This is a genomic window from Nocardia mangyaensis (assembly GCF_001886715.1).
GTDB classification, from domain to species: domain Bacteria; phylum Actinomycetota; class Actinomycetes; order Mycobacteriales; family Mycobacteriaceae; genus Nocardia; species Nocardia mangyaensis.
On sequence record NZ_CP018082.1, the window covers coordinates 3,548,815 to 3,565,179 of the forward strand.

Below are 16,365 nucleotides of genomic sequence, written 5' to 3' on the forward strand. Positions count from 1 at the left end.
CAACCCGGCAAGTGTACTCGCGGGACTGCGACGCCGGGGCCCGGCGCGCCATCGCAGACCCGGCTGATGTGGTGCGACTGTGGCGGGCGAGAGTCTGCGGGCTCGCGTTGTTCTACGACAGTGCGTTCCTGTCCTGTTCCGGCTGCTCGCGGCCAGGTCATGACTCGCGCGAGCTATGGGGCCGTGATGCGTTGGGCGGCAAGGACTGTCGCCGCACGCTGGGCCGCCAGCTGATCGCTGCCGGAGTGCTCGGCGGCGAAGCGGGCGCGGGTGGCGGTGGTGCGGGCCAGGTCGGTGAGCATGAGCAACAGCAGGGGAGCCGCTATGTCGGCGGTGATCAAGCCCGCGCGCTGGCCGCGGCGCAGTTCGGCGTGTTTGGTCTCGAGGGTGGCGCGCAGTGCCTGGGCGACGTGGTCGCCGGAGGGTTCCAGATCCGCCCAGGCCTGGAGGCGGGCGTTGTCGGGGTGGGCGACGAAGTGGTCGAACAGGCGGCCGACGTAGGCGGGTACGTCCTCGGCGCTGAGGGCGGTCTCGGCGCTGACCTCACCGGTCCAGCGCTCGGTGACCGCGGCATAGAGTTCGTTCTTGCCGGGGAAATAGGCGTAGAGCCGGTCCTTGCTGGCACGTGCCGCCGCCGCGATCCGGTTGATCCGCGCGCCCGCGACGCCGTACCGCGCGAATTCCGCCTTCGCCGCGTCCAGTATTCGTTCCCTGGTCGCCGCTCCTGCCGCACGCATGTCCGAATCGTACCCCTTGCCGAACCATCTGGTTCGGAACTATGGTCGATTCGCGAACCGCATGGTTGGCGAATCGGTGAGACGAGGACATGATGGGCGCGGACAAGCCACGCTGGCAGCAACTCCGGGAACAGGCCGAGGGGGTCTCGACCGCCGAACTGGACGACCTGTGGACGCGGCTACGCCCGGCTCGCGCCGAGGAGGTCCTCGGATCGTGGCGCGGCGACGCCTTTCAGACCGGTCATCCGCTGTGCCGGGCGCTGCCCGCGAGCCGGTGGTACGGCAAGGACTTCCTGGCCCTCGACGATGCCAAGCCGTTGATCTGCCGCGGCGAAGACGGCACGCTGTTCTCGAATGTCGAACTGGGACAGGGTGAGGCGACACTGTGGAACATCGAGTTCCGCGGCGAGGTCACCGCCACCATGGTCTACGACGGCCGCGCGGTGTTCGACCACTTCAAATGGCTCGACTCCACCACGCTGATGGGGATCATGAACGGGCGCGCCGAGCTGGTCCTGTCCCGCGGCGAGCACTTCTACTTCCTGCTGGAACGGGTGTCCTGATGCGCACCACGGCGGTCCTGTCGCGCGATCCCAAGGCGGACTTCTCGATCGAACCGGTCGAGATCGACGAACCCCGATCCGGGGAGATCCTGGTGCGGATCACCGCGGCCGGGATCTGCCACACCGACCTGGCGACCCGCCGCGCCGGCGCCGCCGACCGGCCGGTCCTGCTCGGGCACGAGGGCGCCGGCCTGGTCGAAGCGGTCGGACCCGAGGTCCGCACTGTGCGGCCGGGCGACCCTGTGGTGCTCACCTTTCGGCACTGCGGCGCCTGCGCCAACTGCGCCGCGGATCGCCCGGCCTACTGTCTTCGGTCCGTCGCGCTCAACCAGTTCGGTCGCCGCGGCCACGACACCCCGCGGCTGACCGTCGACGGCGCGCCGATCCTGGACGGATTCTTCGGCCAGTCCAGCTTCGCCGGCTACGCGCTGACCACCCAGGACAACACCATCGTGGTCGACCCCGCGGTGGATCTGGCGCTGGCGGCCCCGTTCGGCTGTGGTTTCCAGACCGGCGCGGGCGCGGTGCTCAACGTGCTGCGTCCCGAGCCGGGAGCCTGGCTCGCGGTGTATGGCGCGGGCGCGGTCGGGATGGCCGCGCTACTGGCTGCCCGCTCCATCGCCGGAGTTCATGTGGCCGTCGTCGAAACCTCCGCCGCACGCAGGGAACTCGCGCTGGAGCTGGGTGCCGACGCCGCGCTCGACCCCGCCGACGGGGACACCGTGGCGCGGATCCGCGAACTCACCGGCGGCGGCGCGACCCACGCGCTGGACACCACCGGCATCCCGGCCGTGCTCGGGGAGGCCGTCGCCGCGCTCGGCATCGGTGCCACGGTGGTCGCCGTCGGCCTCGGGCTCGGCACACCGCCGATCGATGTCAGCGATATCGTGCTGCGCGGCAAGACGATTCGTGGCTGCCTCGAAGGCGACAGTGTCCCGGCAACCTTCGTGCCGCAGCTGCTCGACCTGCACGCCGAAGGCCGGTTCCCGGTGGAGCGGCTCATCACGCGCTATCCGCACACCGACATCGCCACGGCCTTGGCCGACCAGCGCGCGGGCCGAGTGGTCAAGCCGGTGCTGACATGGTGAGCGTGCTGCCCGGCGACACCCGCGCCGAGAGCGCCCGGGCCGAACGACGCCGGATCGTGCTCACCGCGGCGCGGGAGATCTTCGTGCGGCACGGCTATCACGGTGCGAGCATGGACGACATCGGGATCAGGGCCGGGATGAGCAAACCGGTGCTGTACACGCACTTTCCGAGCAAACTCGACCTCTATCTGGCCGTGCTGCAGATCTATCTGGACCGCATGGTCGAGGGCACCCGGGAGGCACTGAACTCTCCGCCGGGCGAGCACAAGGTGCGGCGCGCTGTGCGCTCCTACTTCGACTTCGTCGACCAGGACGCGGGCGGGCACACCCTGGTCTTCGAATCGGCGGTGCCCAGCGAACCGGTGGTGCGGTGGCGGGTGCGCAATGCCATGGCCGAATGCGCGGTACTGGTGAGCGCCGAACTGCGCGCGGCGGGAATGCCGGACGCCCGGGCCTACACGTGCGCGTTCGGCCTGGTCGGGGCGAGTCACGCGGCCGCGCGCCACTGGCTCGACGCCGGGCGGCCGATTCCGAAGGACGACGCGATCGATACCACGGTCGCGCTGTACTGGACCGGGCTGTCCGGAATCCGGCAGGCGGCGGCTCAGTTCGCGGCGGCGGGCAACGGGGAGCCGTCGAGCAGGTCGTCGCTGGGGAGCTGACCCACCAGTACCGCCAGCGCGCGCTTCCAGCGCCGTACGACGGCCTCGCGCTCACCGAGGGTGCCGGTGAGCATGGCCGTCATCGACAGACCGGTCAGCAGGTCGATGGTGAACTCGACCAGGATCTGCGCGCGCGGGTCCGAGGCGTAGGGCTCGCCGAGCACCTCGACATAGAGCCTGCGCATCTCGGTGAACACCCGCCGCTCCTCGTGCACGAGCCGTTCGCGCAGGTCGGCGTCGGTGCGCGCGGCGACCCACAGGTCCAGGGCGGTGAAGAAGGCCGGGCTGTTGAGGTCGCGCCAGGCCAGGTCGACGACGGACTGCAGCCGGTCGCGGCCGGGGGGGAGCAGTTCGGCCTCGTGCCGGAAACGCGCGAGGCGGATGTCGACGACCTCGGTGGTGGCCGCGATGAGCAGTTCGGCCCTGGTGGGGAAATGGTGTTGCACGGTGCCGCGGGCCAGTCCGGTGCGTTCCTGCACCGCGCTCACCGTGGTGGCCGCGTAGCCGCGTTCGAGCAGGCATTCCGCGGTACAGGCCAAGATCCTGGCCCTGGTCGAGGCCCGGCGCTCGGCCTGGGTACGGCGGGGTCGTTGCACGGTCACCCGAGAAATCGTACGCCCTGACGGTTGGTCGCGGGATACTGTGACGGCGGTCTCGGCCTGGAACCGACGATATCCGCTATTGACGACGAGCGTCCGAGCTGATGCAATCAACAAACCGTACGCAGTAACTGTTTCCTGGATGAAGGGCTGCGATGACGCAGATCTCCCACAGTCGCCGAGGCAGCGGCTCGCCGATCGTGCTCGTGCACGGCCTCGGGAGTCGCTGGCAGGTGTTCACGCCGATCCTGGACCGACTCGCCGAACAGCACGAGGTGATCGCGGTCGATCTCCCCGGCTTCGGTGAATCCCCCGCACAGGACACGGTGCGGCCCGGTCCGCGCGGCTACGCCGACTGGCTCACCGGATGGCTGTCCGACAACGACATCCGCCGCCCGCACGTGGTCGGCAGTTCGATGGGCGGTGGCATCGCGATCGAACTCGGCCGCGCCGGGGTGGCCTCGGCGGTCACCGCCTTCTCCCCGGTCGGCTTCTACGGCACCGCCGGACGCCGCTGGACCCATGGCCTGCTCACCGGGATGCGTGGCGCCGCCCGCCTCGCCGGTCCCGCCCTCGGCCGGGCGGTCGATCACCGGATCGGCCGATTCGCGCTGCTCTCGGCGATGTTCGGCAAGCCCGATCGCGTCACCCCCGCGGCGGCGCGGATCGACCTGGCCGGACTCGCCGGTGCCACGGCGTTCACCGCGGCCCGCGACGACTTCGCCAACTACACGCTGAGTGTGGGTGAGGACCTCGGCGCGCTGCGCGAGATCCCGGTGACCATCGCCTGGGGCACTCGCGACGTCGTGCTGATCCACCGCACGCAGAGCGAGCGGGCCCGTGCGGTGCTGCCGTTCGCGCGGCACGTGGACCTGCCCGGCTGTGGGCACCTGCCCTTCAGCGACGAACCGGACGGGTGCGCGCGCCTGGTCCTCGAGAACGTGAGGCAGATGTGAAGCCGTCGGTCGCGGTCATCGGAAGCGGATTCGGCGGTCTCGCCGCTGTCATCGAGTTGAAGAAGCAGGGCTTCGACGACATCGTCGTGTTCGAGAAGGCCGACGAGGTCGGTGGCGTGTGGCGGGAGAACACCTATCCCGGCGCCGCCTGCGATGTGCCCTCGCCGTTCTACTCCTATTCCTTCGAGCCGAATCCGCGCTGGCCGCATCGGTTCTCACGGCAGCCGGTGATTCTCGACTACATCCGGCACGTCGCCGACAAATACGACGTCCGCCGTCACATCCGCTTCGGGACCGAAGTCCTCGGCGCCGCCTTCGACGAGGCGACAGGGAAGTGGACCGTCGAGTTGAGCACGGGGGAGCCCGTGGTCGTCGACGTGCTGGTCTCGGCGGTCGGTCAGCTGTCACGGCCCGCGCTGCCGGCTATCGAGGGCCGCGACACCTTCGGCGGCACCAGCTTCCACTCCGCGCAGTGGAATCACGACGTCGATCTGACCGGCAAGCGGGTGGCCGTGATCGGTACCGGGGCCAGCGCGATCCAGTTCGTGCCCGAGATCCAGCCGCGGGTGCACGCTCTGACGCTGTTCCAGCGGACCGCGCCCTACATCATCCCGCGCCCGGATCGCGAGTTCTCCGCGCGGCACCACCGGGTGTTCGAGAAACTGCCGGTGACCGAGCTGGCCGAGCGCGGCACCTGGTACGGCGTGGTCGAAGGACTCAGCCTGGCCTGGGTCTACGCCAAGCCGCTCGCCGCCGCGATCCGGGCGGTGTCCAAGTGGCACATGCGCAGGCAGACCGCGGCCAAGCCCGGCCTGTTCGAGAAGGTGTGGCCGGACTACGCGATCGGGTGCAAGCGGATCCTGTTCTCCGACAACTACCTTCCCGCGCTCGCGGAGCCGAATGCCGAGGTGGTGACCGAGCGGATCGCCGAGATCACGCCGACGGGTGTGCGCACCGCCGACGGACGCGAGCACGAGGTCGACGTGATCATCTGGGGGACCGGGTTCAAGACGACGGAGTTCCTCGCGCCCATGGCGGTCACCGGTATCGGCGGTCATCCGCTGACCGAGGAGTGGCGCGAGGGCGCGCACGCCTACTTCGGCATGACCGTGCCGCAATTTCCGAATCTGTTCCTGATGTACGGCCCCAACACCAACACCGGTGGCGGGTCGATCATCTACTTCCTGGAGGCGCAGGCGAAGTACCTGGGCCGCTACGTCGCCCATCTCGCCGCGACCGGTGGCGCGCTGGCCGTGCGGCGCGAGGTCGAGAAAGCCTACGACGCGCGCATCCAGACAGAGCTCACCAGCAGCGTGTGGAGTCAGTGTTCGTCGTGGTATCGCCAGGCCGACGGCCGGATCACCACCAACTGGCCGCTGCTGGGCATCCAATACAAGAAGCAGGCGCGGTTCGACCCCGCCGATTACGAGGTGATGGCTCGATGAGTACCTATGACTACGACGTGATCGTCGTCGGCTCCGGATTCGGCGGAAGCGTGAGCGCGCTGCGCCTGACCGAGAAGGGGTACCGGGTCGGCGTTCTCGAATCCGGGCGCCGCTGGGATGCCGACACCTACCCGAAGACCAACTGGAACATCCCCAAGGCGATCTGGGCGCCGCGGCTCGGGCTGACCGGTCCGCAGCGGATCAGCGCGCTCGGCAAGTGCCTGGTGTTCAGTGGGGCAGGCGTCGGCGGTGGGTCGCTGATCTACGGCAACACCCTCTACGAGCCGCTGCCGGAGTTCTATCGCGATCGAGCCTGGGCGCACATCACCGACTGGAAGACCGAACTCGCGCCGTACTACGACCAGGCCAAACGGATGCTCGGCGTGGTCGAGAACCCGCGGCTGGGCCCGAAAGACGAAGTGCTGCTCCAGGTCGCGCGTACGCTCGACGTCGCCGACACCTTCCACCGGACTCACGTGGGCGTCTTCTTCAACGAGGGCAAGGAGGGCGTCGAGGTCGACGATCCGTACTTCGGCGGGGTCGGCCCGCGCCGGGCCGGATGCATCCACTGCTCGGAATGCTTCACCGGCTGCAAGCACAACGCCAAGAACACCACCACGCTGAACTACCTGCACCTGGCGGAAAGCAAAGGCGCGCAAGTGCATCCGCTGACGACGGTGACCTCGGTCGCCCCGGACGGGCAGGGTGGGTATCGGGTGGAGACCGTGCAGTCCAACGGCTGGCTGCGCAAGCAGCGTCGCACCTTCAGCGCCGAACAGGTGGTGTTCGCCGCGGCCGCCCTCGGCACCCAGAAGCTACTGCACAAGCTGCGCGGTGACGGCACCTTGCCCGCACTGTCCCCACGCCTCGGGGAACTGACCCGCAGTAATTCCGAGGCGATCATCGGCGTCACCAGCAAATCGCGCCGCGACTTCGCCCAGGGCGTCGCGATCACCTCCTCGATCCACCCGGAACCGCAGACCCACGTCGAGGTCTGCACCTACGGCAAGGGGCAGAACGCGCTGTTCCTGCAAACCGTGCCGATGGTCGACGGTGGCGCGTTCCGGTTCCTGCGGCTGCTGCTGACCATCCTGCTGCACCCGATCCAGTTCCTGCGCTCGCAGAACGCGCACGGCGCCTCGGACCGGTCGGTGATCCTGCTGGTCATGCAGTCGCTGGACAACTCGCTGACCTCGTATCTGAAGGGGCGGCGGATGGTCACCAAGCAAGGCGGCGGGGAACCCAATCCCGAGTGGATTCCGCTGGCGCACGACATCGCCCGCCGCTACGCCGCCGAATCCGACGCCATCAGCGGCAACATCGCCACCGACATCTTCAACATCCCCGCCACCGCGCACTACATCGGCGGCTGCACCATCGGCGACTCCCGCGACACCGGGGTGATCGACGGCTACCAGCGCGTCTACGGCTATCCGGGGCTGCACATCGCCGACGGCAGCGCGATCACCGCCAATCTCGGCGTGAACCCCTCGCTCACCATCACCGCGCAGGCCGAACGCGCGATGGCCTACTGGCCCAACAAGGGCGAGCCGGACCCGCGGCCCGAACTCGGAAACGCCTACCAGCGGATCAACCCCGTCGTGCCTGCTCGACCGGCCGTGCCCGCATCCGCGCCCGGCGCCCTGCGCCTGCCCGTCTGAACCCCTCGGAGGACTTCGTGACCGCGACCGATCAACTCACCGGGCTCGAGCCCACCTGCACCCGCGAGGCCGCACTCGCCTTCTTCGACAGCCTGCCGCCGGTTCCCGTCACCGACCTGACCGGGCGCTGGCACGGCCGTGAGCTGGCCACCGGCCACCGGCTCGACGGTCTGCTCGAGGCCTCGGGCTGGTACGGCAAGCAGTTCGAGGACGCCGAGCGGGTGCACCCGCTGCTGTTCTGCGATCCCGGCGGCGACATCTTCGCCGTCGACCCGAAGCGGGTCCCGCTCGGCGTCGCCGACAAGGTGCCGACCGCGCTCGTCGACCGAGGACGCGGCCTGCTCGGCGTGCTCAAGCCGGCACTGCGTACCCGCAGGTACCGGGCGCGACTGCGGTCGGTGGAACACCGCGGGGTGGTGACCACGGCGATGGTCTACGACCACCTGCCGATCATCGACGTGTTCCGGCGCGTCGACGAGAACACCGTGCTCGGCGTCATGGACTTCCGCGACATCCCCGAACCGTACTTCTTCGTCCTCGCTCGCGACTGAGCGGGCGATTCGGGGTTGTCCCGGATGTGCCGACGGTGCTCGCGGGCCAGACTGGGCAGGAGTCGGTCGATGAGAGGGAGCGGATGAGACAGCCCAGTGGTGCCGAGATCGCGGCGATCTACGACAAGAACGCGGCGGCCTACGATCAGCAGATCGGGTGGTTCGAGCGGGTGGTGCTCGGCGACGCGCGCCGCTGGGTCACCGCGCTGGCCACCGGGAAAGTGGTGGAGTTCGCCGTCGGCACCGGGTTGAATCTGCCGCACTACGGCGCCGAGGTCCGACAGGTCATCGGGATCGACCTGTCCTCGCGGATGCTCGGCATCGCGGGCGAACGCGTGCGCAGCCTCGGGCTGGCCCATGTCCAGCTGCGCCAGGGCGACGTGCAGGACATCGACCTGCCCGATGCCACGGTCGACACGGTCGTGTCGACCTTCAGCTTCTGCACCGTGCCCGATCCGGGTCGCGCGGCCGAGGAGGCGTTCCGCCTCCTGGCGCCGGGCGGACGGTTCGTCCTGGCCGAGCACGGACCGGCCACCTCCGCACCGTGGCGCATGCTGCTGCGCCTGGCCCAGCCACTGGCCCTGCGCTTCAGTGCCGACCATCTGCTGCGCGACCCGATCCCGTACCTGACCGCCGCCGGGTTCGTCATCGAGCAATCCCATCGCGGCGGACGTGGCGGCATCACCTTCCGTGTGCTCGCCCGCAAACCGGGCCAGGACCGGGACCGTTCGGATCATCAGTGATTGACGGCCCCGAACCCGGGTAGGCTGCGAATAGGGAAACCACCGAAAGGACGGTCGGCCATGAACGCCACCAGCCCTTCCCATGAGCACCATTTCCCCGACAACGACCGCACCACCCGATCGCACGTCGGAGAATCGATCGAGGACTATCTGAACTGGCCGGGCCTGCTCTTGGTCGGCATCGGCATCGTCGCCCTCGCCGCCACGCTGACCGCGGCAGGCTACGGGTTCGCGGGTTGGGCGTTGATCGCCGGAATCACCAGTGGTGTCTGCCTGCTCGCCGGGGTCTTGATCGTGCTCGCCGAACACAGTCGAATCAAAGGGCTCGAAGGGCTTCGCCTGCGCGATCCACGCGGGCATTGACGACAGCTCCGGAGCGCTGACCAGGTAAGATCGCCATCGATACGGGCGGTCCGGTGTTGATGGCTGTGCGTACGGAAGTTTGCGGTGAAACATCGTTGGCGATCCGATGACGGATCGTGGGCGCTGTTGGGGTATGGGCGACCGGGTAGCCACCCAGTGTCGACGTTCCGACGACACAACGTGAGGTGAGAACACCATGAACGAACGGTCCAGGGACGGCAACATCACCGAAGGCGCTCAGCCGAACTGCACCGCGAGCGCGAACGTCTGCACCAGGACGACGACAACTAGCGCCTGACGAATCATCCAGCCTGTCGGTGGCGAGAGCTCACCGGTGGGCCGGATCTCCTAATCCGTCGGCCTCCGCCGATCGGCCATCGGCGAGGGTCGAGCCCGTTCGACCGGTACGGTCCGGCGGGACGGGCGGCGGAAGCCGTGGAATGATCGGCGACATGAGTGGACAGACGAGCACAAACCGACTGCTAGGTCTGTTCGGCGGCGTCGCGATCATCATGTTGCTCGCCAACTGGAGCCTGATGCGGGCGGTCGCGTTCGCGGTGATCTGGTCGATCGCCGCGGTGGTGTTGCTGGTGCGCGACCGTCGCCGGGCAGCGCAATCCCCGGCGACGAATAGCTCGGCCATCGACGGGTAACCTGCGACCACGAACGGCGGAGGTGAACGAGGGAGGCGGCATGCGGGCAGAAGATCGCGATACCGCACCCCGGTCGACCTCGGTCGGCTTCCAGGTCCCCGCCCAGCTCGATCAGCTGACCATGGTGCACGCGCTCGCCGAGACCGTGCTGCTCGTCGGCGGATTCGCCCTCGACGAGGTCACCGACCTGCTGCTCGCCGTGGACGAGGTGGTGACCGCGCTGGTGTTGGTCGCGGTGCCGGACTCGCTCATCGACTGCGCGTTCACCGGGGGCGACGGCGCGCTCGGCGCCCGCATCACCGCAGTGTCGCACACCGATTCCCCGATCGACGAACACGCCTTCGGCTGGCACGTCGTCGCCACCCTCACCGACGCCCTGCGCACCGAGAACGCCGCCTTCGACCCGGACCACAACGGGTATCCGACCACGGTCGAATTCGGCTGGATCCGCCGCTCGCACGGCCCCTCCACCATCTGACCGACACCACGGAGATCGCTCCGAGGGGAGTACTCTCGGTAGCGATCGGGTATCCCTCGTTCATCCGAAGCCACCGAATGGAGGCACATGGTGAGTACCGGGGAAGCGACGACAACCCAGAACACGACGGCACGGCGGTCACATTCGCGCGGCGACAGCTACGACAACATCGAGCCGTGGTTCGAGAAGCTGCGCGCCATGCCGCAAGGCGATCCGCACTACGACGACCTCCGCGAAGAGGTCATCCGGCTGAGTCTGCCGCTGGCCGATCACATCGCGCGCAAGTTCACCGGACGCGGCGAGCAGTTCGACGATCTGGAGCAGACGGCCCGGGTCGGGCTGGTCCTCGCCGTCGATCGCTACGACGTGAGCCGGGGCTCCTCGTTCCTGTCCTTCGCGATTCCGACGATCATGGGTGAGGTGCGCAGGCACTTCCGTGATCACACGTGGGCGGTGCGCGTCCCGCGCCGGCTCAAGGAGATCCAGCTCAGGATCGGCCCGGCCACCGAGGAACTGTCCCAGCGGCTGGGCAGGCTGCCCAATGCCCGCGAGCTCGCCGACGAACTCGAGGTCGACCTGATCGAGGTCACCCGCACGCTGGTCGCGGGCAACGGCTATCAGACCAACTCGATCGATGGTGTCACCCAGGACGATCGGGACAACTCCTCCCAGCCCATCACCGACACCCTCGGTGTCGAGGAGCCCTGCTATCAGCTCACCGAGGACGCGATGGCGGTGCGCCCGCTGATCGCCGCGCTGCCCGCCGAGGGGCGGCGAGTGTTGATCATGCGGTTCTACGAGTCCAGGACACAGAACCAGATCGCCGAGGCTCTCGGCGTGTCCCAGATGCAGGTCTCGCGCATCCTGTCGCGCACCCTGCGCTCATTGCGCGACGAGGCACTGGAAGAACACACTTCCGTGTCGTGACAGCAGCCGTTCCGCGTGCCAGACTTGTTCCAGGTTGAGACTTCCAGCCGACCCCCGGTTCTCGTGCGTTACCCACCGGACAGTCGGTCAGAGCTGTCGGCACGCGGGAATCGGGACCCTGTCGCACAGGAGGTTCTATGTCTGTCGTCACGGATCGCAGGCGTTCCAGCCGACTCCGCTGGTACGGCGGATCCTCGCATCGCGACGAAGCCTCTCTGCGCATCGACGAGCCCGGCAGACACGGCTGCTGGGTACTGCGGGCGGGCTGTGAACTGGACGCGGCGCGCCAGCCGCAGTTCTCGGCGTTGTTGGCTCGGTCGATTCGTTCAGGCGCGCACGTGGTGGTGCTCGATCTGCGCGGCACCGATTTCCTGAGCATCCGGGTGGCCGCGCTGTTGGGCCAGGCCAAATCCGACGCCTGGGACCACGGCGTCGAACTGCGATTGCTCACCGGCGGTGTGGAGGTCGAGCGGGCGCTCGAGCTCGCCGGCGTGCGGCCACTGTTCCGGTACTACCTGTCGGTGGACGACGCGACGAGTTCAGAAACCGGCCAGGGCTGAGGCCAGATCGGGCACTTCGAGGATCTGGATCGCCCGCTCGCGCACCTCGGGGCAGTGCTGGCTGGTCACCGTGTCGATCACCGCTCGATTGCGGGTCACCGCGGCATTGATGCCGCCGCTGCGCGCCGCCCAGTTGTGCACGGTGCCGTTGAACGACACCTTCGCCACCGCCGTGCCCTGGGTGCGCCAGTTGTCGAGTTCGGGCGCGATCATGTCGCACAGGTGCGCCGCGGCCTCGTCGGAGACCTCGGGGGAGTCCGCGGGTACCGGCGGGAGCCCGGGTTCGGGGGCTTCGGTGCTGGTCGCGCATCCGGTGAGGGCGAGAACGCCGATCAGGACGGCACCCGCTAGGCGTCTGGTCATGGCGAGATCATCTCCGTTCGCCGTAGTTGTCCTGCTGTGGGCGAATGCCCCGCGCCGACGCGACCAAACGGCGTTTGGCCGACGGTATCGAGGGTAGGCGCTGGGAGACCCACTCCGGCGGAAACGACATCCTGGGAGGAGGTACGCCGTGGTTTCGAGCGAGCGGATCATCGCGGATTCACGACAGTCGGCCTCGGTCCACGTCCGGATCGGCGCGGAGCTCGGGCAGCTGGTACTGGTCCGCGCCATCGCCGAAACAGCCGCCCTCCTTTCCGAATTCACCCTCGACGAGGTGGCCGACATACGCATGGCGCTCGACGAGGCGGCCACCTGCCTGATACTGGCCGCCGCGCCCGGATCGCAGATCCGGTGCGAGTTCATCGCCGACGGTTTCCGGATGCGGATCACCGTGCGGGGGGTGTGCGCCGAGCCCGACCCGGTCAACGAATCGGGGCTCGGCTGGAATGTGCTCCACACGATCACCGACCACTTGGCGGTCGAACACGCGCCTTATGACACGGTCCGTAGTGGTTGGCCGGTGGTCGTGACGTTCAGTCGCGTGCGGCGGCTGCATCGGTGACCGGATCGTTCCGCAGCAGTGAGCTTCGTCCCGCGCGCCAACAGGTCAGCACGTGGTCGGCGAAGCGGTCCTCGAGCAGGGTGGTGGCCTGGATGCCGAACACGATGGTCGCGGCCGAATCCGGTTCTCCGGCAAGTAGTTCGGCGATCACCTCGCGGCGAATCACCTGCTCGTGCACGGCGTCGGCCTCGACGTGCTCGGTGTAGAAGTGCTCGCACGCCGGATGCGGGAGCAGGGTGCGCGCCAAGGCCGCGAGCCGACGCGAGGCGGGCGAGGAGGTGATCTCGGTGGCGGCGAAATGGCCCACCGAGGCGGCGCGCAGAGCGCGGTGCAGGCCGAACAGCGACATCATGTCGACCAGGGCGAGCATGGGCGCGGGGACGACGTCGAGATAGTGCAGGTAGCCCGGCTCGAGCTCGGCGCCGGCCAGCAGATCGGCGAACAGCTGCGCGTGGACGCGGTCGCCCCGGCCGCCGCCGAACTCGTCGAACTCCACCGCGACCAGCGCCGCTTTCGCCAGCCCGCGTAACCGGGGGATGACCCACGCATTGGGGTCGGCCTCGATGTGGTGGTAGATCGACCGGTGCACGAAGTATTCGCGGAGGTGATCGGGGGTCCCCTGGTCGGCGAGGAATCCGGCGATCCCGTCGGTGTCGCGGGTCGGTTCGAGCAGCCGATCGAGTTCGGTGTCGACGTCGTCGCCGCCGGGTACATCAGCGCGCAGGGCGGTGAGGAAAGACTGTTCCAGGTCGCGACGCAGGCGCAAGAGGTCTGGATCCCATTCCCAGTTCTCGTCGACCTCAGCGAAGCCCTGGTAGTGCAATTCGTAGCAGGTGTGCAGCGCCAGCAGCAGGTCCTCGCCGTAGGGATCGGCGTTGGTCGCCAGGGGCGCGCCCGATCCCGGTGGGCCCGTGAGCAATTCGGTCACGGCGGCGGAGAGCTCGCCGCGCGGGAGGGGCAGGCGGCGGGTTTCGGCGGTGCTGGTCATCGGTCGGTACTCCCGGATTCTCGGCGGTGTGTGCGCCGGTGGCTGGTGTCGCAGAGCGGGTAGATCGCCGAGCGACGGCACAGGCACAGCGCGACCCGGAAGCGGTCGCAGTGCAGCACGGTGCCGTCGGCGGTGACCAGGTCGATCGGGCCGTCGACGAGGGCGGGACCGTCGTCGGTGAGCACGATCCGTCGGCGATCAGGCGAGGTCGACGACGGCGGGATATGAGGTTCGCTCGACACGGATCACCACCAGTCGCTCGTCGTCCTGTCCGGGGGCGATGAGGCCGTGGGCGGCCAGCCAGCGAGCGCGGGCCCGCAACACCGGGCCGAACGGGACGGTGCCCGCGGCGATCACCGATGCTCGCGCCCCGTGGTCACGCAACTGGGCCAGGCTCCGATCGGTATCGCTGATCGCCGAGTGCACAATCAACCCGACGCCGCGATCGGTGAGCAGGTCCGGCAGTGTCGCGCACAACCGGTCGAGGACGCTCCGGCCGCTCGGGCCGGCATCCCAGGCCAGCGCTGCCCCGTCGCCGCGATCCCGCACGGCGGGTACATACGGCGGATTGGCCAGCACCACGTCGAAACGTGGCAAGTGCAGGGCGGCGGCGAAATCGCCGTGCAACAACCGTATCGGCACCCCCCGCAACCGGCAGTTCAGCCACGTCGACAGCAACGCGTTGCGCGACAAGTCGACCGCGGTGACACTGCAGGCCCCGGCCCTGGCCGCAGCGAGTGCCACCACGCCGGTGCCCGCGCACACCTCGAGCACTCGGCCGCCGCGCAGCCCCGGAAGCTCGCGCAGCGCGCGTGCCAGCAGCCAGGTGTCGGCCTGAGGGCGGTAGACACCTGGCGCTCGGAAGACGATCACCTCACCGGGCCTTCACCCGGCGATGCTCGGCCACCACGATGCCGATGCCACCCAGCAGGCACACCCCGCACAACGCGCCGGCGATCACCGCCCACCCCGCGAACCCGTATCCGGCCGCGGTGAGCGTCAGCGCGAGCAGGACCAAACCCACCGCGACGAGGGCGAGGCCGGGCCAATTGCGGGTGTCCTCGATGGATTCGCCCGCGTGCGGGCGAATGGTCCGGGACTCGTCGGGGAATTCGTGGTCGGGCTGGTTCATCAGGTGCGTTCCTTTCGCTGCTGCGTCACGGTCTTGTTCTCGACATGCCCCGATCTCGGCGAAACAATCAGCGACCGCGATTGTGTGGACCGGAGACGGCGGACGACCCTAGGATCGGCGGGATCGTGTCCTGGTCGTGGGGGGATTGTTGTGTCAGCGGTATTCCGGGGTTCGGGCGGCGAGCCGGCCTCCGAATCGGTCGGGCGTCTCCTCGACGAGATCGACGAACTCGTCGAGGAGAGCATGCGCGGCGGGGAACCGCGGACCGGCTACAACTTCGGCGATCCGAGCTATCCGCCCTGCCCGAATCCGCACTGCACCGAACCGTGGCACGGGCTCGCGGTCACCGCGCGGATGGCGTTCATGCGCGACTACAGCGGTCTGGACCCGGACTACGACTACGACACCGACGACAGTCCGGTGCTGTGTGCGGGATCGGCCCGTGCCGGGGGCTGGCAGCCCGCGCCGGAGGACGTGATCGAGGCGTGGCGGGCTGCCCAACTGGCGACGTTCTCGGAGTGGACCGAACCGGAGGTTCCCGCGCCCGAGACGCCGGTGGCCCGGGCCGAGAAGCTGTGGACCGCGCTGGCCAGGCCTGCGGTGTTGATCGTGGTCGTGAGCTGGCTGATCGCGCTGGTGTCGATGCTGCTGCCGCCCGCGCAGTGGCGCTGGCTGACCATCGGTGTCGGCATCATGGCGCCGATGTGGTTCGGCTGGCTCTATGCTCGGGCCGAGACGATCTTGCCCGCCGGCTACGCGCGTCGACGCCTGCGCGCCCGCCCGACCGCGCTGGCCGCCGCGGCACTGATGATCGTGGTCGGTTGGATACCCGCGCACTGGGGAAGGTCCGCACCCGCCGACGCCGGTGACGTGCGGGCGGGGTACTTCGCGCTCCTCGTCGCCTGCGCGGTCGCGTGCCTCGGCCATGCCGTGGTACAGGTGGGACGCGTACGACTACGCGCGAGCGCCGAGCAGGAGGAGTTCGACGCGGCCGAGCACGGCGAGAGTCTGTATCTGCGTGGTTTCGGCTGGATGCTGTTCGTCCTGCCGATCACCCTCCTGTTCGGCTGGATCGTGGGATATTTCGCGTTCCAGCCGGCGGCGATGTGGGCGGCCGTCGCGCTCGTCACGGTGATCGTCGCGACCTTCTTCCTCGAGGCCGCGGTGGTGAAGATCGTCACGAAAGCCCATGATTCCGTAGATATCCCGATGATCGTGTTCTTCACGATCGGGATCGGCGCGCTGCTGGTGTGGTCGGTACTCCGCCTTGCCGCCGCACCGCTGCGCCTGTGAGGTGTCCCCAGTTCGCTCCGACC

At 68.8% G+C, this 16,365-nt stretch carries 22 protein-coding genes; 15 read left to right on the top strand and 7 right to left on the bottom strand.

Going from position 1 to position 16,365, the window contains the following annotated elements:
* Positions 1-173: 173 nt before the first annotated feature.
* Positions 174-737 carry a TetR/AcrR family transcriptional regulator gene (locus BOX37_RS15975; protein ID WP_071928346.1) on the bottom strand — a complete coding sequence of 188 codons (564 nt, stop codon included), beginning with the start codon at positions 735-737 and terminating at the stop codon, positions 174-176.
* A 92-nt stretch (positions 738-829) separates the two neighbouring features.
* Between BOX37_RS15975 and BOX37_RS15980 the strand changes: the two genes are divergently transcribed.
* Genes BOX37_RS15980 through BOX37_RS15990 form a run of 3 tightly spaced genes read left to right on the top strand, consistent with a single transcriptional unit; the run spans position 830 to position 3,050 of the window.
* A complete protein-coding gene (locus BOX37_RS15980; protein WP_071931555.1) occupies positions 830-1,300 on the top strand; it encodes a DUF4334 domain-containing protein in 471 nt (156 codons plus the stop codon).
* A complete protein-coding gene (locus BOX37_RS15985) occupies positions 1,300-2,388 on the top strand; it encodes an NAD(P)-dependent alcohol dehydrogenase (RefSeq protein ID WP_071928347.1) in 1,089 nt (362 codons plus the stop codon). Before BOX37_RS15980 ends, BOX37_RS15985 begins: the two co-directional genes overlap by 1 nt.
* Positions 2,382-3,050, top strand: a complete 669-nt coding sequence (locus BOX37_RS15990; RefSeq protein WP_071928348.1) for a TetR/AcrR family transcriptional regulator — start codon at positions 2,382-2,384, stop codon at positions 3,048-3,050. Before BOX37_RS15985 ends, BOX37_RS15990 begins: the two co-directional genes overlap by 7 nt.
* Here BOX37_RS15990 and BOX37_RS15995 read toward each other — a convergent pair.
* The gene (locus tag BOX37_RS15995) at positions 2,993-3,652 is read right to left on the bottom strand and encodes a TetR/AcrR family transcriptional regulator (RefSeq protein WP_071928349.1); all 660 of its coding nucleotides are present in this window, start codon (positions 3,650-3,652) and stop codon (positions 2,993-2,995) included. The genes BOX37_RS15990 and BOX37_RS15995 overlap by 58 nt on opposite strands.
* A gap of 152 nt (positions 3,653-3,804) precedes the next feature.
* Between BOX37_RS15995 and BOX37_RS16000 the strand changes: the two genes are divergently transcribed.
* From BOX37_RS16000 to BOX37_RS16045, 10 genes are all read left to right on the top strand, one after another.
* Positions 3,805-4,605 carry an alpha/beta fold hydrolase gene (locus BOX37_RS16000; RefSeq protein ID WP_071928350.1) on the top strand — a complete coding sequence of 267 codons (801 nt, stop codon included), beginning with the start codon at positions 3,805-3,807 and terminating at the stop codon, positions 4,603-4,605.
* Positions 4,602-6,050: a flavin-containing monooxygenase gene (locus BOX37_RS16005; protein WP_071928351.1), complete on the top strand. Its 1,449-nt coding sequence runs from the start codon at positions 4,602-4,604 to the stop codon at positions 6,048-6,050. The genes BOX37_RS16000 and BOX37_RS16005 overlap by 4 nt, the downstream gene beginning before the upstream one ends.
* Positions 6,051-6,100: 50 nt before the next feature.
* The gene (locus BOX37_RS16010; protein ID WP_420811626.1) at positions 6,101-7,711 is read left to right on the top strand and encodes a GMC oxidoreductase; all 1,611 of its coding nucleotides are present in this window, start codon (positions 6,101-6,103) and stop codon (positions 7,709-7,711) included.
* 17 nt (positions 7,712-7,728) lie between these two features.
* Complete coding sequence (locus BOX37_RS16015) at positions 7,729-8,262, top strand: DUF4334 domain-containing protein (RefSeq protein WP_071928353.1); 534 nt, start codon at positions 7,729-7,731, stop codon at positions 8,260-8,262.
* An 83-nt stretch (positions 8,263-8,345) separates the two neighbouring features.
* On the top strand, positions 8,346-9,005 hold the full coding sequence (locus tag BOX37_RS16020) for a class I SAM-dependent methyltransferase (protein WP_071928354.1): 660 nt from the start codon (positions 8,346-8,348) through the stop codon (positions 9,003-9,005).
* Between the two features lie 60 nt (positions 9,006-9,065).
* On the top strand, positions 9,066-9,368 hold the full coding sequence (locus BOX37_RS16025; protein ID WP_071928355.1) for a hypothetical protein: 303 nt from the start codon (positions 9,066-9,068) through the stop codon (positions 9,366-9,368).
* 440 nt (positions 9,369-9,808) lie between these two features.
* Positions 9,809-10,021, top strand: coding sequence for a hypothetical protein (locus BOX37_RS16030; RefSeq protein WP_071928357.1), 213 nt, complete (start codon positions 9,809-9,811; stop codon positions 10,019-10,021).
* Positions 10,022-10,061: 40 nt separating this feature from the next.
* The gene (locus tag BOX37_RS16035; RefSeq protein WP_071931556.1) at positions 10,062-10,499 is read left to right on the top strand and encodes a hypothetical protein; all 438 of its coding nucleotides are present in this window, start codon (positions 10,062-10,064) and stop codon (positions 10,497-10,499) included.
* Positions 10,500-10,586: 87 nt separating this feature from the next.
* On the top strand, positions 10,587-11,426 hold the full coding sequence (locus BOX37_RS16040) for an RNA polymerase sigma factor SigF (protein WP_071928358.1): 840 nt from the start codon (positions 10,587-10,589) through the stop codon (positions 11,424-11,426).
* Between the two features lie 137 nt (positions 11,427-11,563).
* Positions 11,564-11,986 carry an STAS domain-containing protein gene (locus tag BOX37_RS16045; protein ID WP_071928359.1) on the top strand — a complete coding sequence of 141 codons (423 nt, stop codon included), beginning with the start codon at positions 11,564-11,566 and terminating at the stop codon, positions 11,984-11,986.
* Here the strand turns inward: BOX37_RS16045 and BOX37_RS35335 are convergent.
* Positions 11,966-12,349 (bottom strand): hypothetical protein, encoded by a 384-nt coding sequence (locus tag BOX37_RS35335; RefSeq protein ID WP_084759728.1) that lies wholly within the window; start codon positions 12,347-12,349, stop codon positions 11,966-11,968. The two genes, BOX37_RS16045 and BOX37_RS35335, sit on opposite strands and share 21 nt — an antisense overlap.
* Positions 12,350-12,497: 148 nt before the next feature.
* On the opposite strand from BOX37_RS35335, the gene BOX37_RS16055 reads away from it, so the two are divergent.
* A complete protein-coding gene (locus BOX37_RS16055) occupies positions 12,498-12,929 on the top strand; it encodes an ATP-binding protein (RefSeq protein WP_071928360.1) in 432 nt (143 codons plus the stop codon).
* Here BOX37_RS16055 and BOX37_RS16060 read toward each other — a convergent pair.
* The 4 genes from BOX37_RS16060 to BOX37_RS16075 are packed head-to-tail and all read right to left on the bottom strand — an operon-like array spanning position 12,901 to position 15,049.
* Positions 12,901-13,917, bottom strand: a complete 1,017-nt coding sequence (locus tag BOX37_RS16060) for an iron-containing redox enzyme family protein (protein WP_071928361.1) — start codon at positions 13,915-13,917, stop codon at positions 12,901-12,903. The two genes, BOX37_RS16055 and BOX37_RS16060, sit on opposite strands and share 29 nt — an antisense overlap.
* Positions 13,914-14,159: a CDGSH iron-sulfur domain-containing protein gene (locus tag BOX37_RS16065; protein ID WP_071928362.1), complete on the bottom strand. Its 246-nt coding sequence runs from the start codon at positions 14,157-14,159 to the stop codon at positions 13,914-13,916. Before BOX37_RS16065 ends, BOX37_RS16060 begins: the two co-directional genes overlap by 4 nt.
* Entirely contained in the window at positions 14,116-14,790 is a 675-nt protein-coding gene (locus BOX37_RS16070) for a HemK2/MTQ2 family protein methyltransferase (RefSeq protein WP_071928363.1), read from the bottom strand. The genes BOX37_RS16065 and BOX37_RS16070 overlap by 44 nt, the downstream gene beginning before the upstream one ends.
* A 1-nt stretch (position 14,791) precedes the next feature.
* Entirely contained in the window at positions 14,792-15,049 is a 258-nt protein-coding gene (locus tag BOX37_RS16075; RefSeq protein ID WP_071928364.1) for a hypothetical protein, read from the bottom strand.
* A gap of 150 nt (positions 15,050-15,199) precedes the next feature.
* Here BOX37_RS16075 and BOX37_RS16080 point away from each other — a divergent pair, with 150 nt between their 5' ends.
* A complete protein-coding gene (locus BOX37_RS16080) occupies positions 15,200-16,342 on the top strand; it encodes a hypothetical protein (protein ID WP_071928365.1) in 1,143 nt (380 codons plus the stop codon).
* Positions 16,343-16,365 lie beyond the last annotated feature (23 nt).

Bases quoted from the DNA above. Each gene is read 5' to 3' on its own strand.
- BOX37_RS16000 (WP_071928350.1), top strand. From the start codon at position 3,805: ATGACGCAGATCTCCCACAGTCGCCGAGGCAGCGGCTCGCCGATCGTG.
- BOX37_RS16030 (WP_071928357.1), top strand. From the start codon at position 9,809: ATGATCGGCGACATGAGTGGACAGACGAGCACAAACCGACTGCTAGGT.
- BOX37_RS15985 (WP_071928347.1), top strand. From the start codon at position 1,300: ATGCGCACCACGGCGGTCCTGTCGCGCGATCCCAAGGCGGACTTCTCG.
- BOX37_RS16045 (WP_071928359.1), top strand. From the start codon at position 11,564: ATGTCTGTCGTCACGGATCGCAGGCGTTCCAGCCGACTCCGCTGGTAC.
- BOX37_RS15980 (WP_071931555.1), top strand. From the start codon at position 830: ATGGGCGCGGACAAGCCACGCTGGCAGCAACTCCGGGAACAGGCCGAG.
- BOX37_RS16025 (WP_071928355.1), top strand. From the start codon at position 9,066: ATGAACGCCACCAGCCCTTCCCATGAGCACCATTTCCCCGACAACGAC.
- BOX37_RS16020 (WP_071928354.1), top strand. From the start codon at position 8,346: ATGAGACAGCCCAGTGGTGCCGAGATCGCGGCGATCTACGACAAGAAC.
- BOX37_RS16075 (WP_071928364.1), bottom strand. From the start codon at position 15,049: ATGAACCAGCCCGACCACGAATTCCCCGACGAGTCCCGGACCATTCGC.
- BOX37_RS16035 (WP_071931556.1), top strand. From the start codon at position 10,062: ATGCGGGCAGAAGATCGCGATACCGCACCCCGGTCGACCTCGGTCGGC.
- BOX37_RS15990 (WP_071928348.1), top strand. From the start codon at position 2,382: ATGGTGAGCGTGCTGCCCGGCGACACCCGCGCCGAGAGCGCCCGGGCC.
- BOX37_RS16060 (WP_071928361.1), bottom strand. From the start codon at position 13,917: ATGACCAGCACCGCCGAAACCCGCCGCCTGCCCCTCCCGCGCGGCGAG.
- BOX37_RS16040 (WP_071928358.1), top strand. From the start codon at position 10,587: ATGGTGAGTACCGGGGAAGCGACGACAACCCAGAACACGACGGCACGG.
- BOX37_RS15975 (WP_071928346.1), bottom strand. From the start codon at position 737: ATGCGTGCGGCAGGAGCGGCGACCAGGGAACGAATACTGGACGCGGCG.
- BOX37_RS35335 (WP_084759728.1), bottom strand. From the start codon at position 12,349: ATGACCAGACGCCTAGCGGGTGCCGTCCTGATCGGCGTTCTCGCCCTC.